The sequence below is a fragment of the Nitrospirillum bahiense genome (assembly GCF_007828025.1).
GTDB lineage: Bacteria > Pseudomonadota > Alphaproteobacteria > Azospirillales > Azospirillaceae > Nitrospirillum > Nitrospirillum amazonense.
In genome coordinates this window covers 51597-76197 of sequence record NZ_VITO01000013.1, presented here as the reverse complement: position 1 = coordinate 76197, position 24601 = coordinate 51597, and the positions used below count along the sequence as shown (strand labels likewise).

23 protein-coding genes are annotated in these 24601 nt (G+C 69.1%); 15 read left to right on the top strand and 8 right to left on the bottom strand.

What is annotated here, in order from left to right:
- The first annotated feature begins 211 nt into the window (after nt 1–211).
- The 4 genes from FBZ88_RS18880 to phoB all read left to right on the top strand — a co-directional run bounded on the left by FBZ88_RS18880 (nt 212) and on the right by phoB (nt 6113).
- Entirely contained in the window at nt 212–2497 is a 2286-nt protein-coding gene (locus tag FBZ88_RS18880) for an NADP-dependent malic enzyme (RefSeq protein WP_145618731.1), read from the top strand.
- Nucleotides 2498–2801: 304 nt separating this feature from the next.
- The gene (locus tag FBZ88_RS18875; protein WP_145618730.1) at nt 2802–4310 is read left to right on the top strand and encodes an ATP-binding protein; all 1509 of its coding nucleotides are present in this window, start codon (nt 2802–2804) and stop codon (nt 4308–4310) included.
- 239 nt (nt 4311–4549) lie between these two features.
- A complete protein-coding gene (gene phoU, locus FBZ88_RS18870; protein ID WP_145618729.1) occupies nt 4550–5314 on the top strand; it encodes a phosphate signaling complex protein PhoU in 765 nt (254 codons plus the stop codon).
- A gap of 94 nt (nt 5315–5408) precedes the next feature.
- On the top strand, nt 5409–6113 hold the full coding sequence (phoB, locus tag FBZ88_RS18865; protein WP_004272237.1) for a phosphate regulon transcriptional regulator PhoB: 705 nt from the start codon (nt 5409–5411) through the stop codon (nt 6111–6113).
- Between the two features lie 55 nt (nt 6114–6168).
- On the opposite strand, the gene FBZ88_RS18860 is transcribed toward phoB, so the two are convergent.
- On the bottom strand, nt 6169–6555 hold the full coding sequence (locus tag FBZ88_RS18860) for a hypothetical protein (protein WP_145618728.1): 387 nt from the start codon (nt 6553–6555) through the stop codon (nt 6169–6171).
- 11 nt (nt 6556–6566) lie between these two features.
- Nucleotides 6567–7739 (bottom strand): FAD-dependent oxidoreductase, encoded by a 1173-nt coding sequence (locus FBZ88_RS18855; RefSeq protein ID WP_145618727.1) that lies wholly within the window; start codon nt 7737–7739, stop codon nt 6567–6569.
- A gap of 147 nt (nt 7740–7886) precedes the next feature.
- Between FBZ88_RS18855 and FBZ88_RS18850 the strand changes: the two genes are divergently transcribed.
- The 4 genes from FBZ88_RS18850 to FBZ88_RS18835 all read left to right on the top strand — a co-directional run bounded on the left by FBZ88_RS18850 (nt 7887) and on the right by FBZ88_RS18835 (nt 12543).
- A complete protein-coding gene (locus FBZ88_RS18850; RefSeq protein WP_145618726.1) occupies nt 7887–8723 on the top strand; it encodes an AraC family transcriptional regulator in 837 nt (278 codons plus the stop codon).
- Between the two features lie 127 nt (nt 8724–8850).
- Nucleotides 8851–9705: a class I SAM-dependent methyltransferase gene (locus FBZ88_RS18845; RefSeq protein WP_246138743.1), complete on the top strand. Its 855-nt coding sequence runs from the start codon at nt 8851–8853 to the stop codon at nt 9703–9705.
- A gap of 2 nt (nt 9706–9707) precedes the next feature.
- Nucleotides 9708–11246: a 2-polyprenylphenol 6-hydroxylase gene (ubiB, locus tag FBZ88_RS18840; protein WP_145618725.1), complete on the top strand. Its 1539-nt coding sequence runs from the start codon at nt 9708–9710 to the stop codon at nt 11244–11246.
- 292 nt (nt 11247–11538) lie between these two features.
- A complete protein-coding gene (locus FBZ88_RS18835; RefSeq protein ID WP_145618724.1) occupies nt 11539–12543 on the top strand; it encodes an aspartate-semialdehyde dehydrogenase in 1005 nt (334 codons plus the stop codon).
- A gap of 78 nt (nt 12544–12621) precedes the next feature.
- Here the strand turns inward: FBZ88_RS18835 and FBZ88_RS18830 are convergent, their stop codons facing one another.
- Nucleotides 12622–12912, bottom strand: coding sequence for a hypothetical protein (locus FBZ88_RS18830; RefSeq protein WP_145618723.1), 291 nt, complete (start codon nt 12910–12912; stop codon nt 12622–12624).
- Nucleotides 12913–13199: 287 nt separating this feature from the next.
- Between FBZ88_RS18830 and FBZ88_RS18825 the strand changes: the two genes are divergently transcribed.
- Nucleotides 13200–13460 carry a hypothetical protein gene (locus FBZ88_RS18825; RefSeq protein WP_138918637.1) on the top strand — a complete coding sequence of 87 codons (261 nt, stop codon included), beginning with the start codon at nt 13200–13202 and terminating at the stop codon, nt 13458–13460.
- A 203-nt stretch (nt 13461–13663) separates the two neighbouring features.
- Here the strand turns inward: FBZ88_RS18825 and FBZ88_RS18820 are convergent, their stop codons facing one another.
- The 4 genes from FBZ88_RS18820 to FBZ88_RS30340 form a co-directional block, all read right to left on the bottom strand.
- Complete coding sequence (locus tag FBZ88_RS18820) at nt 13664–14617, bottom strand: acetyl-CoA carboxylase carboxyltransferase subunit alpha (RefSeq protein WP_004272721.1); 954 nt, start codon at nt 14615–14617, stop codon at nt 13664–13666.
- Nucleotides 14618–14742: 125 nt separating this feature from the next.
- Nucleotides 14743–15810 (bottom strand): site-specific tyrosine recombinase XerD, encoded by a 1068-nt coding sequence (locus FBZ88_RS18815; RefSeq protein WP_145618722.1) that lies wholly within the window; start codon nt 15808–15810, stop codon nt 14743–14745.
- A gap of 5 nt (nt 15811–15815) precedes the next feature.
- Nucleotides 15816–17639, bottom strand: a complete 1824-nt coding sequence (locus FBZ88_RS18810; RefSeq protein ID WP_145618721.1) for a hypothetical protein — start codon at nt 17637–17639, stop codon at nt 15816–15818.
- Nucleotides 17620–17760, bottom strand: coding sequence for a hypothetical protein (locus FBZ88_RS30340; protein WP_157999514.1), 141 nt, complete (start codon nt 17758–17760; stop codon nt 17620–17622). Before FBZ88_RS30340 ends, FBZ88_RS18810 begins: the two co-directional genes overlap by 20 nt.
- A gap of 416 nt (nt 17761–18176) precedes the next feature.
- On the opposite strand from FBZ88_RS30340, the gene FBZ88_RS18805 reads away from it, so the two are divergent.
- The 3 genes from FBZ88_RS18805 (at nt 18177) to FBZ88_RS18795 (ending at nt 20557) form a co-directional block, all read left to right on the top strand.
- Nucleotides 18177–18770 (top strand): shikimate kinase, encoded by a 594-nt coding sequence (locus FBZ88_RS18805; RefSeq protein ID WP_145618720.1) that lies wholly within the window; start codon nt 18177–18179, stop codon nt 18768–18770.
- On the top strand, nt 18767–19894 hold the full coding sequence (aroB, locus tag FBZ88_RS18800; protein WP_145618719.1) for a 3-dehydroquinate synthase: 1128 nt from the start codon (nt 18767–18769) through the stop codon (nt 19892–19894). The genes FBZ88_RS18805 and aroB overlap by 4 nt, the downstream gene beginning before the upstream one ends.
- Nucleotides 19895–19978: 84 nt before the next feature.
- The gene (locus FBZ88_RS18795) at nt 19979–20557 is read left to right on the top strand and encodes a DUF2889 domain-containing protein (RefSeq protein WP_145618718.1); all 579 of its coding nucleotides are present in this window, start codon (nt 19979–19981) and stop codon (nt 20555–20557) included.
- Here the strand turns inward: FBZ88_RS18795 and FBZ88_RS18790 are convergent.
- Nucleotides 20554–20826, bottom strand: a complete 273-nt coding sequence (locus FBZ88_RS18790; protein WP_145618717.1) for a BolA family protein — start codon at nt 20824–20826, stop codon at nt 20554–20556. The genes FBZ88_RS18795 and FBZ88_RS18790 overlap by 4 nt on opposite strands.
- Nucleotides 20827–21008: 182 nt before the next feature.
- On the opposite strand from FBZ88_RS18790, the gene FBZ88_RS18785 reads away from it, so the two are divergent.
- From FBZ88_RS18785 to cobT, 3 genes are all read left to right on the top strand, one after another.
- Nucleotides 21009–21587, top strand: coding sequence for a J domain-containing protein (locus FBZ88_RS18785; RefSeq protein ID WP_145618716.1), 579 nt, complete (start codon nt 21009–21011; stop codon nt 21585–21587).
- Nucleotides 21588–21670: 83 nt separating this feature from the next.
- A complete protein-coding gene (gene cobS / locus FBZ88_RS18780; protein ID WP_050898122.1) occupies nt 21671–22663 on the top strand; it encodes a cobaltochelatase subunit CobS in 993 nt (330 codons plus the stop codon).
- A 17-nt stretch (nt 22664–22680) separates the two neighbouring features.
- Nucleotides 22681–24564, top strand: a complete 1884-nt coding sequence (gene cobT / locus FBZ88_RS18775; RefSeq protein WP_145618715.1) for a cobaltochelatase subunit CobT — start codon at nt 22681–22683, stop codon at nt 24562–24564.
- Nucleotides 24565–24601: the final 37 nt, after the last annotated feature.

Genomic DNA, 24601 nt, shown 5'->3' with positions numbered 1-24601 from the left:
GCGCGCCCCCGCACGCATCCCGGCGCCGCCCCCGACCTGCCGCGATTGCAGCCCCGCCCGCGGAACAGAGGTCGGGGGCGGATTTGCCCGTGACCCCGCCCGGATCGCTCAGCTACCATCGCGCGCAATAATCACAAGGGCCGGCACCGACCGGCCCGGCAATCAAAGGGCCGGCGAAGACCAGCCCGTAAACGCGGTGGAGAGAGAACGTATGGCTGATACCGAGAAGCGCGTCACCGACGCCGAGGCCCTGCAACTGCACGCCAGCGGCCGCCCGGGCAAGCTGGAAGTCACGCCGACCAAGCCCTTGACGACCCAGCGCGACCTAGCGCTGGCCTATTCGCCGGGTGTGGCGGTGCCGTGCCTGCGCATCCATGAGGACCCGGCCACGGCCTACGATTACACCGCCAAGGGCAACCTGGTGGCCGTCATCTCCAACGGCACCGCCGTGCTGGGCCTGGGTGACCTGGGGGCGCTGGCCTCCAAGCCGGTCATGGAAGGCAAGGCCGTCCTGTTCAAGCGCTTCGCCGACGTCGATGGCATCGACCTGGAGGTCGACACCCGCGACGTGGATGAGTTCATCAATGCCGTGCGCTACCTGGGGCCCAGCTTCGGCGGCATCAACCTGGAAGACATCAAGGCGCCCGACTGCTTCATCATCGAGCAGCGCCTGCGCGAACTGATGGACATTCCCGTCTTCCACGACGACCAGCACGGCACCGCCATCATCGCCGCCGCCGGCCTGATCAACGCCCTGCACCTGACCGGCCGCGGCATGACCGACGCCCGCCTGGTGGTGAACGGCGCCGGTGCGGCCGCCATCGCCTGCGTGGAACTGATCAAGTCCATGGGCGTGCCGCATGAGAACGTGACCCTGTGCGACACCAAGGGCGTCGTCTACCAGGGCCGCACCAACGGCATGAACCAGTGGAAGTCGGCCCACGCCATCACCACCGACGCCCGCACCCTGGCCGAGGCGGTCAAGGGCGCCGACGTGTTCCTGGGCCTGTCGGTCAAGGGGGCGCTGACGGCCGAGATGGTGGCCACCATGGCGCCCAAGCCCATCATCTTCGCCATGGCCAACCCCGATCCGGAAATCACGCCGGAAGAGGTGAAGTCGGTGCGTGACGACGCCATCGTCGCCACCGGGCGGTCCGACTATCCCAACCAGGTGAACAACGTCCTGGGCTTCCCCTACATCTTCCGCGGCGCGCTGGACGTGCGGGCCAGCACCATCAACGACGCCATGAAGATCGCCGCCGTCAACGCGCTGGCCGAGCTGGCGCGCGAGGACGTGCCGGATGAGGTCGATGCCGCCTATTCCGGGCGGCGCCTGCGCTATGGCCCGGAATACATCATCCCCGTGCCCTTCGACCCGCGCCTGATCGTGAAGGTGCCGGCGGCCGTGGCCCAGGCGGCCATGGACACCGGCGTCGCCAAGCGCCCCATCACGGACATGGAGGCCTATGGCCGGGCCCTGCGCCTGCGCCTGGACCCCACCGCCGACAGCCTGCAGCAGATCTTCGACAAGGTGAAGGCCAACCCCCGCCGCGTCGTCTTCGCCGAGGGTGAGGAGGAGCGGACGATCCGCGCCGCCTTGGCCTTCCGCTCGGCCGGCTATGGCACGCCCATCCTGATCGGCCGTGAGAAGGTGGTGGCGGACCAGATGGCCGCCCTGGGCCTGCCCCAGGGCAGCGCGCCGCTGGAGGTGCGCAACGCCCGCCTGTACCAGTCCACGGAAAACCAGCGCTACACCGACTTCCTGTACGCGCGCCTGCAGCGCAAGGGCATGCTGCACCGGGACTGCCAGCGCCTGGTGAACCAGCACCGCAACGTCTTCGCCGCCTGCATGGTGGCGCTGGGCGACGCCGACGCCGTGGTCACCGGCCTGACCCGCGACTTCTTCACCTCGTACGAGGAGATCGGCCACGTCATCGACCCGCGCGAGGGCGCGCCCGCCTTCGGCCTGTCGGTGCTGGCGCTGCGCAAGCAGACGGTGTTCATCGCCGACACCACGGTGCATGAGCGCCCGACCGCCCAGCAGCTGGTCTGCATCGCCGAGGGGGCGGCCCGCATGGCCCGCCAGATGGGGCATGAGCCCCGCGTGGCCTTCCTGTCCTTCTCCAACTTCGGCCAGCCGATGCGGGAGCGGGCGCAGCATGTGCGCGACGCCGTGGCCCTGATGGACCAGCGGGGCGCCGACTTCGAGTATGAGGGCGAGATGTCGGTGGACGTGGCCCTGGACCACGACCTGATGAAGCGCCTGTACCCGTTCAGTCGCCTGTCCGGCCCGGCCAACGTGCTGATCATGCCGGCGCTGCACACCGCCAACATCGGCGCCAAGCTGCTGCAGAAGATGGGCGGCGGCACGCTGATCGGCCCGCTGCTGATCAACCTGGAGAAGCCGGCGCAGATCGTGCAGATGGGCGCCACGTCCAACGAACTGCTGACCGCCGCCGTCATGGCGGCCCACGACAGCCTGCACACCGCAGGCTGACCGGGGGCAGGCTGATTGCGGCTGGCGGACGGAAAAAGCGTATCCAGTATACATACGCCGCCGGCCATGGCCGGCGGCGGTGCTTAAGTAAAAGAAGGCCATGGCTGGCGGGGGAGTTCCCGATGGCCGTGGCCTTTTCTTATGAAGCGGGATAGCTCAACGGCGGGTCCCGGGATTAAACTTCCATGACGTGGGTTCCTGGCGCCATTCCTGCGCTATGTTCGGTGCAATGAACGGGAAGGCGCACTTTTGACCTGGCCTGTTTTGGCCGTGTCACGGGAATCAGCATGGGTGGGTTTGGGAGATGAGTCGTTTGGAAACGCGCCCCGATCGTTTTGTCGCCATCGCCGTGCTGATGCTGGCGCCGACGGCGGCGCTGCTGGGCGCGCTGGTGATCGCCGGGCGGCTCAACATCCTGCTGGCGCTGGCGGCCTTCGCCCTGGTGGCCGCCGTGACCGCCGTCGCGCGCCACCTGGTGCTGCGCGACAGCCGGCTGATCGCCGCCTACCTGGACCAGGTGCGCGAACGGCGCACACCCCTGCCCCCGCCTCAGGCCCGCACCCTGACCGGCGCCGCCCTGCTGGAGGACATCGCCCAGCTGCACCAGAACTGGCTGCGCCACCGGGAGGAGATCGAGCATCGCCTGGCCGCCGACGAGGCGGTGGTGGAGGCCCTGCACGACCCCCTGATGCTGGTGGACGACAAGCGCAAGGTGGGCCGCGCCAACAGCGCCGCCCGCGCCCTGTTTGGCGACCGCATGCTGAACCGCGACCTGGCGGTCAGCGTGCGCAACCCCGACGTCCTGGCCGCGGTGGACGCCGTGCTGGCCGGCGGCGACAGCCGGCGGGTTGAATTCACCCTGCCCCTGCCGGTGGAGCGCGTGCTGGAGGTGCGGGTGACGCCCTTCCGCCCGGCGGCGGAGGACGGCGTGCCGGAGCATGAGATCACCGCCATCGTCACCCTGCACGACATCACCGCCATCAAGCGGTCGGAACAGATGCGGGCCGACTTCGTGGCCAACGCCAGCCATGAGCTGCGCACGCCCCTATCCACCCTGGTGGGCTTCATCGAGACGCTGCGCGGCCCCGCCCGCGACGATGCCGACGCGCGCGACCGCTTCCTGGCCATCATGCAGGAACAGGCCGGCCGCATGTCGCGCCTGGTGATGGACCTCCTGTCCCTGTCGCGCATCGAGCTGGATGAACACACCCACCCGACCGGCGAGACCAATGTCGCCCAGCTGGTGCACAGCGTGGTCGCCATGCTGGAGCTGAAGGCGGCGGCGCGCAAGATCACCATCCGCGTTCAGGGCGGCGAAGACCTGCCGCGCGTGCAGGGGGACGAGGACCAGCTGACCCAGGTGTTCCAGAACCTGATCGACAACGCCATCAAGTACGGGCGCGAGCAGACCGACGTGGTGGTGTCGCTCGAACGCGCGGAGGCGCCGCCGGCACCGGGCGCCACCGGCATCCGCGCCCGCCAGGCGCCGCAAAAGGTGGCCGGCATCAAGGTGTCGGTGACCGACAAGGGCGAGGGCATCGCCCGCACCCATCTGCCCCGCCTGACCGAACGCTTCTACCGCGTAGACGCCGCCCGCAGCCGCGCCTTGGGCGGCACCGGCCTGGGCCTGGCCATCGTGAAGCACATCGTGAACCGCCACCGCGGCCGGTTGACCATCGACAGCGAGGTGGGCAAGGGCAGCACCTTCACCGTGCACCTGCCCGGCGTGGAAAAGGCGGCGGAGAAACCGGAAAAGCCCGTACCCCAATCTGCCCCGAATCTGTCACAGGAAGGCGGCCGGGGCGCCGCCTGAGGGTGGGCCGGCGCCGGCCATGCCCGTGGTAGCGCTACCCCCGTATGAGATAAGCCACTGAGGCAGCATGGGTTTCAGGGAGCGACCTGTCCGGATGCGCCGTCACAAAACTGTCGTTTATCTGTAGCAATTCCATAGCGACCTGCCGCTATGGTCCACCTGCCCGACCGGCGATGTGTCCCGCCGGCCGCCGTTTTTCATGCCCCGGCCGGGACCGCCGGGGGTGGGGTGGTAAGAAAATGCCGGCCGAGCATACGGTTAAGTCGTTCGAGCAGCAGCTGCAGCGCCTGTCCAACCTGATCACCCAGATGGGTGGCGTGGCCGAGGCCCAGGTGGATGGCGCCGTCCAGGCGGTGGTGCGCCGCGACGTGGACCTGGCCGCCCGGGTGATGCAGGCCGACCATCAGCTGGACGACTACGAACGCGGCATCGAGCAGGAGGCCGTGCGCATGCTGGCCCTGCGCCAGCCCGTGGGCAGCGACCTGCGCGAAATCCTGGCCGCCCTGAAGATTTCCGCCGACCTGGAACGCACCGGCGATTATGCCGCCAACATCGCCAAGCGCAGCATGGCGCTGGCCAAGCTTCCCGCCGTCCGGCCCGTCAGCGCCATCCCGCGCATGGGCAAGCTGGTGGAAAGCATGCTGAAGGACGTGCTGGACGCCTATATCGATCGCGACGTGGGCAAGGCCATCGACGCCTGGAACCGGGATGAAGAGCTGGACGACCTGTACACCAGCCTGTTCCGCGAGGTCCTGACCTATATGATGGAAGACCCGCGCAACATCACCCCTTGCACCCACCTGCTGTTCATCGCCAAGAATCTGGAGCGGGCGGGCGACCACGCGACCAACATCGCGGAGACCATCCACTTCCTGGTGCTGGGCCAGACGCTGACCTCCGTCCGGCCCAAGCATGACCAGTCCAGCTTCGTCGTCGGCCCCACGGCCGATGTCGACCTGCACGGCAGCGGTCTGCACGGCGCCGACGCCGTGGACGATCTGTGAGCCTTTCCCCGGGCCCCTCCACGCCCGGGCCTGCAAACGATTAGATTGACCGCCGCTTACCCCGACCCCGGACAGCCAGTTTTAGGGACACCCCATGAACGCCTCGTTGAAGCCCTTGGTTCTGATCGTCGAGGACGAAGCCGACCTTGTCACGCTGCTGAGCTACAACCTGGAGAAGGAAGGCTTCCGCGTGCTGACCGCCGGCGACGGCGAGGAAGCGCTGCTACTGGCCGACGAGCAGGCGCCGCACCTGGTGCTGCTGGACTGGATGCTGCCGCTGATGAGTGGGCTGGAGGTCTGCCGCCAGATGCGCCGCAACCCCAAGACCCGCGAAATCCCCATCATCATGCTGACCGCCCGGGGTGAGGAGGCGGACAAGGTGCGCGGCCTGAACTCCGGCGCCGACGACTATATTTCCAAGCCCTTCAGCCCGACCGAGCTGGTGGCCCGCATCCGCGCCGTGCTGCGCCGGGCCGTGCCCTCGCTGGCCGAGGAATTGCTGCGCTACGGCGACATCAGCATGGACCTGGCGGCCCACCGCGTGCGCCGCAACAGCCGCGACATCCACCTGGGCCCGACCGAGTTCCGCCTGCTGCGCCACTTTATGCAGCACCCGGGCCGTGTGTTCTCGCGGGAGCAGTTGCTGGACATCGTCTGGGGCCACGATGTCTATGTCGAACCGCGCACCGTTGACGTGCACATCCGCCGCCTGCGCAAGGCCCTGAACGAGGACACCGAGTTGGACATGATCCGCACCGTGCGCTCGGCCGGCTACGCCCTGGACATGAAGTCGGCTTGATATTTCCATATCAGCGGCACGAGGGGAAACCGCGTGCCGCTGCTTGGCCCCCGCATCAGGCGGTGAGAGCGGCCGTCGCCAGGTTCGCAGCCTCATCCGCCGTGGCGGCCACCTCCATCGCCACGCCGAAGGCCTTGACCGCCATGACGGCCTGGGCCTTGAAGGCGGCACGACGCACCGCGTTCGGCTCCACCGTGATCACCGCGCGGCATAACGCCGCCAGGGCGTCGCGGTTGCGCTTCAACCACAGGCCGCGCAGGCGCCGGTCTTCATGCGCCTCCGCCTCCGGGGGATCACGCATGATGATGACGAAGGGCAGGCCCCGTTCCAGCAGGGCGTCCATCTCCCGTTCCCACTGCGGCGCGTAGCCAGGCCGGGTGGTACCGGGGCGGGTCGTTACCACGGGAAAGCGGCTGAGATCGTGTATCTCGAACAGGCTCATTCTCAATCTCCTTAAAACACGTCCGCAAATAAAGCCGCGGCGCCCACTTCCGAGAGGTGGATGGCGCGGGCGGCACGGGTGCGCATTTCCGCCTCATACTCCCGCGCTGCCGCCGAGGCCGATGGAATGCGGGACAGGCTGGCCGCCAGCACGGCGGCGTCGCGCAGCGTGACGTTGGCGCCCAGGCCACCGGCGGGGCTCATGGCATGGATGGCATCGCCCAAGAAGGTGACGGGCCGCGGCGCCCAACACGGCCAGGTGCGGGCCAGCCGCGCGCTGCGCACCGGCAGCAGCGCCATGTCCCGGGGATCGGCATGCCGGAACAGGCCGCACAGCTGGGGATGCCAGTCGCGCGCCAGATGATCCGCCACCACCGCCGGCGCGGCACCGGGGAAGCGCCCCATCAACCGGGTCCTGGGGCCGATCAGCGCCCAGTACAGATAGTCGTCCACGAGGCTGAGCCCGCCCCGGTCGCCCTCCGTGGGGTCGAACAGCATGGGTTCGACGATGCCGGCATAGCCGTCGGCGAAGACCACGCTGGTACCGGCACAGAGGTCGTCGCCCACCGCCGCCCGCACCTGGGGTGTCAGGGTGGTGCGGCCATAAAGGCAGACGGCGCCCACGTCCAGCGGCTCCGCCTGAGGCATCAGCTGGCGGCGGACGGCGGAATTGATGCCATCGGCCGCCACCACCAAGTCGGCCCGCACCGACGTGCCGTCGGCGAAGGCGACATGAACCCGGCCGTCGGCGCCCTCGGCCAGGGCCTGGAAGGCGGCGCCGAACCGCACCCGGTCTGCCACGCCGGTCAACAGGATTTCCCGCAGGGTCTGGCGGTGGGCGCAAAGGTCGCCCGCCGCTTCCCGGTGGGGGGCGCCGTCATCAGCCGCGCTCCATACCGCCGGCGCCCGGCCGGTCACCGGCGCCAGCTGACCGTCCAGGAAGCGGGTGCGTGGGGCGGGCACGGCGCAGGTGCGCCGGAACAGGTCATATAGGGTGGGGGAAAGGCAGCGGGCCAGGGCATCGGCACCGTCCGCGTCGATGCGCAGACGATAGCCCTGGGAACGGCTGTCCACGCCCGCGTCCCGCTCATACACCACGCAGTCGATACCGGCGCGCGTCAGCGCCTGCGCCAGGCACAGGCCACCCAGGCCCGCGCCAATGATCGCCACCTGCGTCCCGTCCATCTCGTCACCATCCGCCAAAACTCCGCACTGGGGATTCGGTACCGTGAAACAGGACAAGCTTGATAACGACAGTCGGACGAAAAATAATGCGGAACGGCCAAACCGATCGCCAGCCGCCCGCCCAGCCATCCGCCCTTTGGAACGCCCATGCGCCACGCCCACGACACCGCCCCCATGACCAAGGAAGCCTTCCTGGAGATGTGCGAGCGGACAGACGGCCCACCCGTCGTGACCTTCTGGGGCAGCCATTCCGCGGAGGACCGGACCCGCATCGGCACGCGGGAGATCGACTGGCACACCCATCGGCGGGGGCAGCTGTTCTGCATCGCCAACGGTCTGATCCATATCCGCACCGCCCATGGGTCCTGGATGCTGCCACCGCTGCGGGCCGGGTGGATACCGCCCGGCATGATGCACAAGTTGACCATCAGCGGCGCGCTGTTCGGCTGGGGTATATTGCTGACGCCGGAGGCCAGCGCCGGCCTGCCCGATCGTCCCTGCGTCATGGGCATCAGCGACCTGTTGCAGTCCCTGGTGCGGCGGGTGGCGGAATGGCCGCTGGAGGCGACGCTGACGCCGGAGCAGGAGCGGCTGCTGGCCGTGCTGCTGGACGAGGTCCGCCTGGCCCCGGATGAACCGCTGCACCTGCCCATGCCCACCGACCCCCGGCTGTTGCGCTTGGCCCTGCGCCTGCTGGAGACGCCGGACGACGACCGCACGCTGGACGTGCTGACGCGCGACGCCGGCCTGTCGGAACGCACCGCCCGCCGCCTATTCGCGGCGGAAACCGGCCTGAGCGTGACCCAGTGGCGCCAGCAGGCCCGGCTGACCCTGGCCCTGGAACGCCTGGCGAAGGGGGAGGCGGTAGCCGAGGTGGCGGACGCCCTGGGCTATGCCACGCCCAGCAACTTCATCGCCATGTTCCGCCGTGCCTTCGGCGAGCCCCCCGCCCGCTATTTCGCCCGAAGGGGGGTGGCGGCTTGACCTTCCGCCTAGGGCGGCCAAACAGATAAGCCACTTATCCTGCCCCGTTTTCCCTACCGTTTTTTAGGGGCAGGCCTGCCCACCAAGCCCGCTACCCAAGCGCCCGTCCCGACGCTATGGTGCCGCCATGGTCGATCATCCCACGCCCCCGCCCTTCACCGCCGACACCACCGCCACCGACGCCCTGACGGCGCAGGAGCGCGAGGCGCGATCCTTCGGTTTCCGCGCCATCAATCCGGCGGAGAAGGCGCCGCTGGTGCAGGGCGTGTTCTCCAGCGTCGCCAGCCGTTATGACATCATGAACGACCTGATGTCGGTGGGCATCCACCGGCTGTGGAAGGCGGATTTCGTCAGCCTGGTGAACCCGCGCGCGGGCGAGACCATCCTGGACGTGGCCGGCGGCACGGGCGACATCGCCTTCCGCATGGCGGCCAAGGCACCCGCCGCCCGGATCATGATCTGCGACCTGACGGAGGCCATGGTGCGGGTGGGCCGCGACCGCGGCATCGACAAGGGGTCCATGCCAGGCTGGGACCAGGCACCGGAAACGCGCGGCGGCCTGCCCACTGGAGGGTTACAGTGGACTGTGGGCAATGCCGAGTCGCTGCCCCTGCCTAACCGCTCGGTCGACGCCTACACCATCGCCTTCGGCCTGCGCAACGTCACCCACATCGACAAGGCCCTGGCCGAGGCGTATCGGGTGCTGAAGCCCGGTGGGCGCTTCTACTGCCTGGAATTCAGCCAGGTGAACCTGCCCATCCTGCGGGAACTGTACGACCGCTATTCCTTCGAGGTGCTGCCCCGCATCGGCCAGGTGGTGGCGGGCGACCGCGACAGCTATCAGTACCTGGTGGAAAGCATCCGCCGCTTCCCTGAGCGGGAGGCGCTGTGCCGCCGGCTGGAGGCCGTGGGCTTCGCCCAGGCCAAGGCCCGGCCGCTGACGGGTGGCGTGGCCGCCATCCATTCCGCCTGGCGCGTCTGACCATGCTCCGCATCCTGCGCAACCTGCGCCGCCTGTACATCATCGGGCGTACGCTGGGCCGGCATGGCGCCCTGTTCCCGGAGGAATTCCGCGACGTGGCGCCGGGCGTGGCCCTGGTGCTGCGCCTGATGAACAACAACCGGGCGCCCGGCCGCAAGGGCCAGCGCCTGGCCGCCGCCATCCAGGAGCTGGGCCCCAGCTTCATCAAGCTGGGCCAGGCCCTGTCCACCCGGTCCGACCTGGTGGGCGACGCCGTCGCCGAAGACCTGGCCCTGCTGCGCGACCGGCTGCCCCCCTTCCCCACGCCCCAGGCCGTGGCCATCATCGAGGAGCAGCTGGGCCGCCCGCTGGGCGAGATTTTCCAGAGCTTCGAGCCCGAGTCGGTGGCCGCCGCCAGCATTGCCCAGGTGCACTTCGCCGTGACGGCGGAGGGCAAGGAGGTGGCGGTGAAGGTGCTGCGCCCCGGCGTGGAACTGGCCTTCCGCCGCGACATCGACCTGATGTTCTGGCTGGCCGGCCTGGCCGTGCGCGTCCTGCCCCGCCTGAAGCGGCTGAAGCCGGTGGAGGTGGTGGAAACCTTCGCCGAGACCGTACGCATGGAGATGGACCTGCGCATGGAGGCCAGCGCCGCCTCGGAACTGGCCGACAATTTCAAGGGCGACGTCACCTTCAACATCCCCAGGGTGGATTGGGACCGCACCAGCCAGCGGGTGCTGACCATCGACCGCATCCACGGCATTCCCGTGGACCAGGTGGACGCCATCCGCGCCGCCGGCTTCGACCCCGACGACGTGCTGCGCCAAGCGGCCAATTCCTTTTTCAACCAGGTGTTCCGCGACGGCTTCTTCCATGCCGACCTGCACCCCGGGAACATGTTCGTGAACATGTCCGGCCACCTGGCGCCCGTGGATTTCGGCATCATGGGCCGGCTGGACCGGCAGACGCGGCTCTACCTGGCCGACATGCTGCTGGGCTTCCTGAACCGCGACTATCGTCTGGTGGCCGATGTGCATTTCGATGCCGGCTACGTCCCCGCCCACCAGTCGCGCGAACTGTTCATGCAGGCCGCCCGCGCCATCGGCGAACAGGTGCACAACAAGCCGCTGCACGACATCTCCGTCGGCCGGCTGCTGGCCCAGCTGTTCGCCGTGACCGAGCAGTTCGAGATGGAGACCCAGCCCCAGCTGCTGCTGCTGCAGAAAAGCATGCTGACGGCGGAGGGGGTGGGCCGGGCCCTGAACCCCAAGCTGAACATGTGGGAGGTGGCCCGCCCCCTGATCGAGGAGTGGATGCGGGAAAACCGGGGGCCGGAGGCGCGCCTGGCGGAGGCCGTGCGCAACCTGAGCGCCACCGCCCACAAGCTGCCCCTGCTGCTGCGTCATGCCGACCGCCTGGCGGAGCATCTCGACAACGGCGGCGTGCCCATAGATCCGCGCAGCATCGACGACCTGGCCACCCGCCTCAAAAGCGGACGGGGCGGCTGGCAATGGGCCGCCATCCTCGCGCTGACGATCGCTGTCACCATCCTGGCGATGCGTTAAAGTCGTCCGTCAAACGCTGGGCGCCGCCATCCGGCGGCTTGGCTTCCTCACCTTTTAGTCCGCCTTCGGCTTCCCAAAAGGTTCCGGCGGACGCAGTCGCGTCCTACCGGCGTAAAACGAGCTCGGCGCCCAAGGGACGACATACACAAATCCTAACCAAAACTTGCGCGGCGCGGCCTTGGCCACAAGGCAGCCCTGCGAGTCGTCCGCTTGACGCAGGTACGAAACGAACAAGAGGATGGCGCCTCTCGTTCCATATGTTTCACCCTTCCGTCGTTGAGGAATTAAGGTCATGGCCTTGCCCGTCGTTGCCATCGTCGGCGCCACCGGTGCCGTTGGCGTCGAGCTGCTTGAGTGCCTGGAGCAGCGTGATTTCCCCCTGTCCGAGCTGCGCCTGCTGGCGTCGGCCCGGTCGGCCGGCAAGACCATGACCTTCAAAGGCAAAGAGATCACCATCCGGGCCCTGGATGAGAACAGCTTCGACGGTGTCGACATCGCCCTGTTCTCCGCCGGCGGTTCCATCTCCAAGGTCTACGGCCCCATCGCGGTCAAGGCCGGTGCCGTCGTCGTCGACAATTCCAGCGCCTTCCGCCAGGACCCCAACGTCCCCCTGGTGGTGCCGGAAGTGAACCCGGAGGCGGTGAAGCAGCACCAGGGCATCATCGCCAACCCCAACTGCTCCACCATCATCGCGCTGGTCCCGCTGTGGCCGCTGCACGTGAAGAACCGCATCACCCGCTTCATCGCCGCCACCTACCAGGCGGCGTCGGGTGCCGGTGCCGCCGCCATGGAAGAGCTGCGCGAGGGCACGCGCGCCTATCTGGAGGGCAGGCCCTTCACCCCCACCGTGCTGCCCCACCCATACGCCTTCAACCTCTTCAGCCACAACGCCAAGGTCGACCCGGCCAACGGCTATAATGAGGAGGAGATGAAGATGGTGAAGGAGACGTGGAAGATCTTCGGCGACGCCGACATCCGCATCTCCGCCACCTGCGTGCGCGTGCCCGTGCTGCGCGCCCATTCCGAGGCACTGACCGTGGAGTTCGAGCGGCCCATCACCCCGGCCGAGGTCAAGGACATCCTGGCCACCGCCCCGGGCGTGCGCATCGTCGATGACGTGGAGAAGAACTACTTCCCCATGCCGGTGGACGCCTCGGGCCAGGGCGACATCCTGGTGGGCCGCATCCGCCAGGACATCAGCGACCCCAGCGGCCGCTCCATCCAGCTGTTCGTCGCCGGCGACCAGCTGCTGAAGGGTGCCGCACTCAACGCCGTGCAGATCGCCGAGCTGCTGTAAGAAGAACCTGCCTAGACCATTCCGGGACCCGCGAGGCGACGAGCTTCGCGGGTCTTCTTCATGGGGAAAGTCCAAACGTCAGAGACAGTTGCCCCGTCCACATTCGATCGCCAGCATCACGGTGCCAATAACGGGGAAAAGAACGATCGGCGCGGTCGCCAGTAACCACCAGCGCCGTCGCCAGCGGATGACATTGATCACCGATATGGCCCAACCCAAGACCGTCCCCCAGAATAGGGCGGGGTGGCGGACAACCCCTTCAAGCCATCCGTATTGGGCCACCGCCATCCAGACAGCCATCGCCACGGCAATGGCGACCGCGACCACGGTCATGGCGTTCTGCGCGGAAGGTGAATTGATGTCGATCACAGCAATGGTGCACCGCAGGTAATTGACACCATTGCAAAATATCAGTTCCTACGAAGCGGATTACAACCCGCCATCTTATTCCTTTTGAATTAGGCCCAGATGGGCCGGCCGGCCCACACCCCCATCCTCATGGGAAAAATCGGCCGCAGGCCCAACTTTACGGTCGCGGAAAAGCCTCAATTGGTCGCAATATCCTGGTTGTCCGGGGTCGTTCCCGGGCGAACCCCAACCAGGGACCTCGCATGCATCCGCATGAGGCGACCGGAGCCCCCAATCCGGAACCCGGCATGGCCGCCGCCGTGATGGCCGCCACCCCCAGCACCTTCGACATTCCGCCGCCCCAGTCCCGTTCCTCCGCCGCCCCTGCCCGCCAAATCCTGGACGCGGTCACGCGCTTCCGGAAGATGGGGTGCCGCAACGTCAGCCTGACCCTGACCCGGTCCACGGACACCATCCTGGACGTGCAGGCCATGCTGACCCTGGCGGGCCTGGCCAGCGACGTGCAGCCGGCCGGCGGCGGCTGCTCCCGCCTGGTGCTGCGCAGCTAGTTAGGGTTCCTCCCTAACCTCTTTCGATCCGCCGGCCTCTGCGGCCCGCGCCCCTGTCCCCGGCGACAGCGCCGGGGATAAGTCTTGGTTTTTTGCCCGCTGACCGGCAGATCCTGCGCATGGAAAAAGGGCGCCTCCCCTGCGGGAAGCGCCCTTCTCGTTCGTGTCAGCGCCCAGCCTCAGCCCAGAGGCCTTCCGGGGTCTTACCCCAGGCCCTTCTGGCCCATGCTCAGGTACTTCTCGCGGCGGCGGGCGATCAGGGTGCCGCCGTCCTGGCCGCGCATGGAGTCCAGGCTGTCGTCGATGGCGTTGCCCAGCGCCAGGATGGTTTCCTCGCGTCGGCGGTGCGCGCCGCCGATGGGCTCCATGACGATGCGGTCGATGACGCCCAGTTCCTTCAGGTCCTGGGCGGTCAGGCGCAGGGCCGCGGCTGCGTCGGCGGCGTTGGTGTTGCTGCGCCACAGAATGCCCGAGCAGCCTTCCGGCGAGATGACGGAGTAGATCGAGTGCTCCAGCATCAGCACCCGGTCGGCCGTGGCGATGGCGATGGCACCGCCCGAGCCGCCTTCACCGATGACGGCGGAGACGATGGGAACGCGGGCGCGCAGGCAGGTCTCGATGGACTTGGCGATGGCTTCCGCCTGGCCGCGCTCTTCCGCACCCACGCCGGGATAGGCGCCGGCCGTGTCTACCAGGGTGATGACCGGCAGATTGAAGCGGCTGGCCAGTTCCAGCAGGCGCTGCGACTTGCGGTAGCCTTCCGGCTTGGCCGAACCGAAATTGTGGCGGATGCGCGTGTCGGTGTCGTGGCCCTTTTCCTGGCCGATGACCACCACCGACCGGCCGCGGAAACGGCCCAGGCCGCCGACGATGGCGCGGTCCTCGCCAAACACCCGGTCCCCCGCCAGCGGCGTGAAATCGGTGATCAGGGCGTTGATGTAATCCAGGCAATGCGGCCGGTTGGGATGGCGCGCCACCTGGACCTTCTGGGCCGGCGTCAGCTTGGCGTAGGTCGAGCGCAGCAGCTTGTCGACCTTGTCCTCAAGCTTGCGGACCTCGTCGGCGATGTTGAGACCGCCGCCATCGGACAGGTGGCGGAGTTCGTCGATCTTGCCTTCGAGTTCGGCGATCGGCTTTTCAAATTCAAGGAAATGCATGGGTTCGGCTTACAACTGCTTGTAAGGGGTGCGGCACCGAGGGGCGGGCCGCACAAAGGTCGAAGGCGGCTGATTACCATGAGCGCGGGCCAGGGGCCAGCGCTATCGAAACCCACCTCTTGCGACTACCCCTTGCGTGGGCCACGAACGCCAGGGTTTCCCTTGGCCCCCGGATTTTCTTTGGCCAGCGGGTGGTGGTCCTCCACCGTGCGGCGCAGGCGTTCGCCCACCACATGGGTGTAGATCTGGGTGGTGCCGATATCGGCATGGCCCAGCATCTTCTGGACCGAGCGCAAATCGGCGCCGTGGTCCAGCAGGTGGGTGGCGAAGGCGTGGCGCAGCACGTGGGGGCTGACCTTGGCCGGGTCCAGGCCGGCGGCCAGCGCCAGATCCTTCAGCAGCTGGCCGAAGCGCTGCCGGGTCAGCGTGCCGCCGGAACTGCGCGAGGGGAACAGCAGGCTGGCCTGCTTGGCCTCGCGCCCCGGCGAGAAGAAGGCGGCGCGGTGGGGCAGATAGGCCGCCAGCGCGTCCCGGGCGGGGGGGGACAGGGGCACCATGCGTTCCTTCCCGCCCTTGCCCTTGACCACCAGCACCCGGCCGTCGCGGCTGAAGGCCGACAGCGGCAGTCCGACCAGTTCGGAAACGCGCAGGCCCGTGGCGTAGAGCAGTTCCAGCAGGGCCGCCAGGCGCAACCCCTCCGCCCCGCCCTGGGCCGCCGCCGTATCCAGCATGCGGCCGACATCGTCCTCGGACAAAATCTTGGGCAGGGGGCGGCCCAGGCGCGGGCCATCCAGCACGGCGGCCGGGTCGATGTCGCGCCGGCCTTCAGACACCAGGAACTTGTAGTACTGGCGCAGGGCCGACAGGCGGCGGGCCACGGTGCGCACCGCCGCCTGGGTGCCGTCGCGGCCCAGATGGTCCAGGTAGGCGCGCAGGTCGTCGGTGCCCGCCTGGTCCAAGGCGGGTCCCTTGCCGCCTTTCTGGCCCGCGATGAAGCGGGCGGCGTCCACCAGGTCGCGGCGGTAGGCGTCGCGGGTGTTGGCCGCCGCCCCCCGTTCCGCCACGGCCATGTCCAGGAAGGCGTCCACCCCCGGCGGCAAGGCCAGGGTGGCGCCGCGCGGCCGGCCGGGGGAGCGCTTCTTGGGAGCGGCTCCCCCGGTCGCGGCCTCACCCTTCGGGATGCGCGGCGCCATGACCGTTACGGCCCGGCCAGGACGGCCACCGCCTCCAGCGCCAGGCGCCGGGCGTCGTCCTTCAGGCCGACGGCGGTCAGGGCCGACAGGGCGTGCGCCGTCACCGTGGGCGCGGTGGCGGCGGGACCGGCATCCGCCAGTTCCGCCAGGGCCAGCACCGCCACCTCACCCCGCCGGGGCACGGTGATCGACTGATCCAGGCGCAGCCAGGACGCGGCGTCGGGAATCACCCCAGGCGCCTCGACCACCGGCGCCGCGCGGGCCAGCAGCAGCGGATCCACCTTTTCTCCTGCCGCGGTCAGCAAGGCGAGGATGGAGGCGGCACGCAGACGGGACGGGGCGTCGGCATCGGCCTTCACCGCGTCCAGCCATTGGGCCCAGTTGGCGCCATCGCTGGGCAGCAGGCCGCCCAGCACGGCCAAGGGCACCAGGCGCAAGTAGGCCTGCAAGGCCTTGCCCTCTTTAGCGTCCTGCGCCGACTGGCGGGCCAGCTCGAACCACGGCTGGGCCAGGTCGCGCCGGTTCTGCAGCAGCAGCAGACGGGTGGCGGCTGGGGCCAAATCCTTCAGCGCCGGCCCGGGGGCCAGCCCTTCCAGTTCCTGGGCCAGAAGATCGCCCCAGGCGCCGGCCAGCAGGGCCGGATCGCTGATGTCCACCGCCTTGGCCAGGACGGCGCCCTTCAGCGACGGGATCGTCTCCCCCGTCAGGGCCTGGTAGAGGATGGCGCGCTGGTCGGCGCCCTGGCGCTTGTCCGCGACGCCCACGGCATTCTTCAGATCGTTCGGGCTGACCTTGGCCGCCTTGTAGAGCGGTGCCAGCGCCGCCGACGGCAGGGTGCCATAGCTGGCGGCACGGTCGCCCGCCGCCAGCTTCAGCGCCGCCGCCGTGTCGGGCAAGTCGGCCACCGCCGCGGCCGCCGCCGGGTTCAGCGCCAGGATCTGCGCCGCCGGCACCTCCGCCGGCAGGCCGCGGTTCATGGCGCGGGCCAGCGCCACCGCCTCGGCCGACACGGCGGTGAAGCCCTTGAGGGCGCCCTTCTGCCCGCCGGCCGCCACTTCGGCGAGGCGGGAGAAGCCGTCGTCCTTCACACCCTGTTCCCGCATGATGTCCAGCGAGAGCATGATGTTGTCGGTGGACCCGCCGCGCACCTGGCAGACGACGCCCAGCATCTGGATCTCGCCATCGTTGAAGCGCTTCTGCAGGTCGGCCATCTGGTCGCAGGCCGCCCCGTCGCCGGTCAGCAGCGACAGGCGGGCCCAGGCTTCCGCCCCGCCGGCATCGTCCAGCGCCGTGGGCAGGGTGGCCATGGCGTCGGCATGCTTGCCATCGCCCAGCAAGGCCAAGCGTTCCAGCCGGAGGCCCAGGAAATTGCGCGCGTCCTTACCCGCCTGAGGCGCGGTGCCGGAGGACATCAGCACCCGGCCCAGCAGGGCGCGCACGGCCGGCGAGGGGCTGGACTGCGGCAGCGAGGCCAGCGCCCGATCGAGCAGGCCGCGCGGACTGTCCGCCCACAGCGCCTGGCCCAGGCCGCCCTGGCCCGCGTCCAGCAGACCGCCCCCGTCCGGCGTGACCGCCGCCAGGGTCTTGACCTCGAAGGAGGAGGCGCGTGGCGGGGGCGGCGTGTAGGCCCCCAGGGGAGTAGGACCGGGCGTGGGGCCGGGCGCGGCCGTGTCGGTTCCGGCCGGGGGCGCGACCGTGGGGGAGGTCGCCGGTCCCTGCGGCCAAAGCGGCGTCGGCCCGCTGGAGGTTTGCGCGAACGCCACCGGCGCCGTCATCAGGCCAGTGATGAGCGCCAGGCCCCAAAACGCCTTACTGCGGGAAGCGGTCATTGGAGATCACCCGTTCGGTGGGCGCGGACGGCGCCGGGGAGGTGGTGGCGGCCACGACCAGGGCGGCACCGGCACCGCCGAGGACAACCAGGGCGATCAGGATCAGGAGGAGCTTTTTCATCGTGGGATCGGCATCAATCGCTGATAGGGAAGGGCGAATTCAGAAAGAAAGTTGCGAGACCATGTCGGCTCAAGCAAGGCCGCAGTGCGCGAGCCTCCGGTGGAGTTAAGGGACAGGCGGGGTCGACTGTGTTATGCAGTCCCCCCGAACCGTTTCCCCCTGTGGTGGCGCCCACCAGACTGGCACGGGAAAACGGGGGCCTGACAGTCCGCCTGAAGCCGCAGGGCCAGGGGGGACGGCCGGGTCTAGGGATGAAGAACAACCCCCGGAACGGGGCACGGCTTTCAGGTCTCGGCTGGAATGGATGACACGGCAAACATGGTGTTAGCGCTCGGCACTGTAGCGTCCGCCCCCCCGGCGCGCAACGCCACCCCGACCCGCCGGGTGCCCGCCCCCGCATTGCGGGGGGGCCGGTGATGCGTCCCATGCTGCGCCAGCGCCCGCCCCGCACCCTGGTCCTGGTGGGCCTGATGGGGGCCGGAAAAACCAGCATCGGCCGCCGCCTGGCCGCCCGCCTGGGCCTGCCCTTCGTCGATGCGGACCAGGAGATCGAGCGCGCCGCCGGCTGCAGCATCCCCGAATTCTTCGAGCGCTATGGCGAGCCCGCCTTCCGCGAGGGGGAACGCCGGGTGATCGCCCGCCTGCTGGACCAGCCGCTGCAGGTACTGTCCACCGGCGGCGGCGCCTTCATGGACGCCGACACCCGCGCCCTGGTGCGCCAGCGCGCCCATTCCATCTGGCTGCGGGCCGAGCTGGACCTGCTGGTGCAGCGGACGGCGCGGCGCGGCAACCGCCCCCTGCTGAAGGACAGCGACCCGCGCGAAACCTTGCGCAAGCTGATGGAGCTGCGCCACCCCTACTACGCCCAGGCCGACATCACCGTGGACAGCGGCGACCGCCCGGCAGAGGACACCGTGGACCGGGTGGTGGAATGCCTGCAGGCCTATCTGGACGCCCATAACGACAGCGCCGAGGAGACGCGGGCCCAGCCGGCCGCGGTGCAATCATGAGCAAGACCCTGTCCGCCAGCCCCGTCCACGTGAACCTGGCCGATCGGTCCTATGACGTGCTGGTCGGGTCCGGCCTGATCGAGGGCGCGGGGTCGCTGGTGGCGCCCATCGCGGGCAAGCGGCCGCTGATCATCCTCAGCGACGAGACGGTGGCGCCCCTGTACCTGGGCACCCTGACCCGCTCGCTGGAGGCCGCCGGCGCCCGCGTGCTGGACCCCATCGTGGTGCCGGCGGGCGAGGCGACCAAAAGCTTCCACCATCTGGAAGCCGTCCTTGAAATCCTGCTGTCGCGCGGCATCGAGCGGGGCGCCATGCTGGTGGCCCTGGGCGGCGGCGTCATCGGCGACCTGGGCGGCTTCGCGGCCGCCATCGCCCTGCGCGGACTGGACTTCATCCAGGTGCCCACCACGCTGCTGTCGCAGGTGGACAGCAGCGTGGGCGGCAAGACGGGCATCAACAGCCGCCAGGGCAAGAACCTCATCGGCGCCTTTCACCAGCCGCGCCTGGTGCTGGCCGATATCGGCGCACTGGACAGCCTGCCCCGGCGCGAAGTGCTGGCGGGTTATGCCGAGGTGGTGAAGTACGGCCTGATCGACCGTCCGGACTTTTTCACCTGGCTGGAGGGAAACGGCCCGGCCCTGGTGGCAGGCGACGCCGCCCTGCGCACGGCCGCCGTGAAGGAAAGCGTGGCCGCCAAGGCCGCCATCGTCGCCCAGGATGAGCGCGAGGGCGGCGTGCGCGCCCTGCTGAACCTGGGCCACACCTTTGGCCATGCCCTGGAGGCGGAGATGGGCTATGGCGGCGAGCTGCTGCATGGCGAGGCCGTGGGCATCGGCATGGTCATGGCGTTCGACCTGTCGGTGCGCCTGGGCCTCTGTCCGCCCGACGACCTGGCCCGCATGCGCCACCACCTCACGACCGTGGGCCTGCCCACGGGTGCCGCGTACCTGGCCAAGGGCCGCTGGACCGTGGACGCGCTGATGGCCCACATGGCCAAGGACAAGAAGGTGAAGGACGGCGGCATCACCTTCATCCTGGCGCGCGGCATCGGCCAGGCCTTCGCCGCCCGGGGCATCGATCCCGAGCCGGTGCGGGCCGTGGTGGCGGCGGCGCTGGCGGCGTAAGACGCGGGTTTCTTGACCGGGGTGAGGACTGGCGCCCATGATGCGCCCGCGTCCGTGACCTCGCTTTAAAAGTACCCTTGCCCCATGCCCCTACCCCCCGCCGCTGAGCGCAAGCCGCTGCACACCCGCCGCGTCACGTGCCAGGGATACGAACGCGCTGACGGCCTTTGGGATATCGAAGGCCACATCACGGACGAGAAGCACTACGCCTTCGACAACGAATGGCGCGGCATGATCCAGCCCGGCCAATTCCTGCATGAGATGTGGGTCCGCCTGACGGTGGACGACACGTTGACCGTGCGCGCGGTGGAGGTGTCGACCGACAACTCCCCCTTCCCGCATTGCCCCGCCATCCTGCCCAATTTCCAGCGCCTGGTGGGCCTCAGCATCGCGTCCGGCTGGACCAACGCGGTCAAGCAGCGCCTGGGCCGGACGGAGGGCTGCACCCACCTGGTGGAATTGCTGGGCCCCGTGGCCACCACCGCCTTCCAGACCCTGGCGCCGGTGCTGAGCGCGCGGCGCAACGGCGGCAAAGGCGGCCCGCCACCCGTGCTGAACACCTGCCACGTCATGGCCAGCGACGGCCCGGTGGTGAAGCGCTGGTTCCCGGAGCATTACACCGGGGTGCACGACACCGGCCCGGAAGAACCGGACGGGGCCTAAGCCGCCTCTTCCGGCGTCAGGGTCTTGACCGACAGGGCGTGGACGCGCTCGGCCAACTCATCCTTCAGGATGTCGTAGACCAGGCGCTGGCGCGCCACACGCGACTTGCCGGCGAAGGCGGCCGAAACCACCGTGACCTCGAAATGGGTCTCGCCACCCGGGGCGGCACCGCTGTGCCCGGCATGGGCGGCGGACTGGTCGTCGACGATCAGCGTCACGGGCGCCAGCGCCTGGGTCAGCTTGGTGTGGATGCGGTCGGCGTAGCGCATGGAAAATGCCCGGAATGGAGGGAACGTCCTATCCCCCTGAGGTGCGACGCCGGGGCGGCGCTGTCAATGGCTGGAAGGTGATTTCCAGCACCCGGGACAGCAGCCCAGCTTTGCCGCCGCAATGGTGGCGCGGGCGACCCGCCGCGCTTGTCACGGCCGGGGCCTGACCCCATACTTTCGCGATGCAGAAACAGCGCCCCGGATTCTCTTTCTCGTTCGACGATCCGCCGCAGGTCCAGGTCAGGGCCTGCGACCATCCCGGCTGCGCCGAGGTGGGGGAGTACCGCGCGCCCAAGAATCGCAGCCAACTGAACGATTATTACTGGTTCTGCCTGGACCATGTGCGGGCCTACAACAAGGCCTGGGACTATTACCAGGGCATGAGCACGGAAGAGATCGAGCGCGCCATGCGCTACGACACCACCTGGCAGCGCCCCACCTGGCCCATGGGCGACTGGCGCACCCGGGAACGGAATCTGCGCGACAGCATGAGCCGGGGCCATAGCTTCGGCGCCGACTGGGAAGCCGGTACGTCGCATCGTCCGCCCCCGCCCTCCCCCCGCACACCGGAGGATGACGCGCTGGACGTGCTGGGCCTGAAGGCGCCCATCGGATTCGCCGAGGTCAAGCAGCGCTATCGCGAGCTGGCCAAGCAGAACCACCCCGACACCCACGGCGGCGACAAGGACGCGGAGGAGCGCCTGAAGCGCATCAACCAAGCCTACAACGTGCTGAAAGCCGCCTATGCCGACCACGGCTGAGGCCGCACCGTTAACGCCAAGCCATTGAAACAATAACCAAGACCAACCGTTCTGTTCGATCTCGCAGGAAAGCCGACCGTCCCATGTCCCAGGAACCGACACCGATGAACGCCGCCTCGCTGCCCGACATCAAGATCTCCGTCCGCCAGACCTTCGGGATCGACAGCGATATGCAGGTGCCGGCGTTCAGCTCCCCCACGGAACATGTGCCGGAGATCGACAGCACCTATCGTTTCGATCGCGAAACGACCATGGCCATCCTTGCCGGCTTCGCCTACAACCGCCGCGTCATGGTCCAGGGCTATCACGGCACGGGCAAGTCCACCCATATCGAGCAGGTGGCCGCGCGCCTGAACTGGCCCTGCCTGCGCGTCAACCTGGACAGCCATATCAGCCGCATCGACCTGATCGGCAAGGACGCCATCGTCCTGCGCGAGGGCGTGCAGGTGACGGAGTATCGCGAGGGCATCCTGCCCTGGGCCCTGCAGCACCCCTGCGCCATCGTGTTCGACGAGTACGACGCTGGCCGCCCGGACGTGATGTTCGTCATCCAGCGCGTGCTGGAGGTCGAGGGCAAGCTGACCCTGCTGGACCAGAACAAGGTCATCCGCCCCCACCCGGCCTTCCGCCTGTTCGCCACGGCCAACACCATCGGCCTGGGCGACACCACGGGCCTCTATCACGGCACCCAGCAGATCAACCAGGGCCAGATGGACCGGTGGAACATCGTCTCCACCCTGAACTACCTGCCCCATGACGCCGAGGTGAAGATCGTCCTGGCCAAGGTGCCGACCTACGACACCGATGACCGCCGCGTGCTGGTCAACGCCATGGTGCGCCTGGCGGACCTGACCCGCGCCGGCTTCATCGCCGGCGACATCTCCACCGTCATGAGCCCGCGCACGGTCATCACCTGGGCGCAGAACGCCGACATCTTCGGCGATGTCGGCTTCGCCTTCCGCGTCACCTTCCTGAACAAGTGCGATGAGGTGGAGCGCGCGGCGGTGGCCGAATACTACCAGCGCTGCTTCGGCACCGAACTGCCCGAGAGCGGCGTGCGCGCCACCCTCGCCTGACGCGGGGGAACGAGCCCATGTCTTCCGACCGGGAATCGCCGCTGGAGGCGTTCAAGCGGGCCACCGGCGCCGCCGTCCGGGCCATCGCGGAGCGCGGTGACCTGACGGTGGGGTTTTCCGCCGAGCCGCCGGGCTACTCCGGCACGCGGGTGCGGGTGCCCCTGCCCACGCGTGACCTGAACGTGCGCGACGTGGCGCCGGTGCGCGGCGCCGCCGATGCCGCCGCCCTGCGCCTGCGCCACCATGACGCCGCCGCCCACGCCCGCCTGTTGCCCACGGGCGACACCGCCCGCTTGGCCTTCGACGCGCTGGAACAGGCGCGGTGCGAGGCCCTGGGCGCCAACGCCATGGCCGGCGTGGCCGACAATCTGACGGCGGCGCTGGAGGAACGGTTCCGCCGCCAGGGCCTGGACCGGGCCACGGCGCGGGACCAGGTATCGCTGGCCGACGCGCTGCGCCTGATCGCGCGCGAGGCCCTGACCGGCGCCCCCGTCGCCCCTGCCACCCAGGCGGCGCTGGACCTGTGGCGGCCCTTCATCGAGGAGAAGGCGGGCGCCGACCTGGCCCAGCTGAAGGCCGTCATGGCCGACCAGCAGGCCTATGCCCGCGAGGCCCGCCGCATCCTGACCGACCTGGACCTGGAGGTGGGCGGCGATCCTGAGAAGTCGGAAGAGGAGGAGACCGCCGAGTCCGGCGACGCCCAGAGCCCCGAAGGCGCCGACAATGACGAGGCCGGCGGCGGCCAGTCCGACGATGCCGAGCCGGAAGCGACGGGCGAGCAGCAGCAGGCCGGCGGCCAGACGGAGGAGACCGGCGCCGCCGAAAGCAGCGAGGGCGAGCAGCAGGAGGTGGAAGGCGCCGGGGCCGAGCAGTCGGGCGAGCCCGGCGAGCCGTCCCGCCCCGATTTCGGCCGCAACAGCCTGGACAGTGGCAACTACCGCGCCTTCACCACCGAATTCGACGAGGTGGTGGGGGCCGCCGACCTGTGCGACGCGGATGAACTGGCCCGCCTGCGCATGATGCTGGACCAGCAGTTGCAGCACCTGCAGGGCGTTATCGCCAAGCTGGCCAACCGCCTGCAGCGCCGGCTGATGGCCAAGCAGACGCGCGCCTGGGTGTTCGACCTGGAGGAAGGCATCCTGGACGCGGCCCGCCTGGCCCGCGTGGTGGCCAACCCGGTGCTGCCCCTGTCGTTCAAGCAGGAGAACGACACCAACTTCCGCGACACCGTCGTAACCCTGCTGATCGACAATTCCGGGTCCATGCGCGGCCGGCCCATCACCATCGCCGCCATGAGCGCCGACATCCTGGCGCGCACCTTGGAACGCTGCGGCGTCAAGGTGGAGATCCTGGGCTTCACCACCCGGGCATGGAAGGGCGGGCAGAGCCGCGAGCGCTGGCTGGCCAGCGGCAAGCCCGCCGCCCCCGGCCGCCTGAACGACCTGCGCCACATCGTCTACAAGGAGGCCGACGCCCCCTGGCGGCGCGCCCGGCGCAACCTGGGCCTGATGCTGCGCGAAGGCATCCTGAAGGAGAACATCGACGGCGAGGCCCTGCTGTGGGCCCACACCCGCCTGATCGCCCGGCCAGAGCAGCGGCGCATCCTGATGGTCATTTCCGACGGCGCGCCGGTGGACGACAGCACCCTGTCGGTCAACAGCGGCAGCTACCTGGAAAAGCATCTGCGCAGCGTTATCGAGTACATCGAGACCCGCAGCCCGGTGGAGCTGATCGCCATCGGCATCGGCCACGACGTCACGCGCTATTACCGGCGCGCCGTCACCATCGTGGATGTGGAGCAGCTGGGCGGCACGGTCATGGAAAAGCTGGCCGAGCTGTTCGACGAGGACGACCGCCGTCCCGGGTCCGCCCGGCGCCAGGCGCGGGGCGGCCGCCGTTAGGCCTGCCCGCGCAGACGAAATAAGGGCCGCCTGGCGG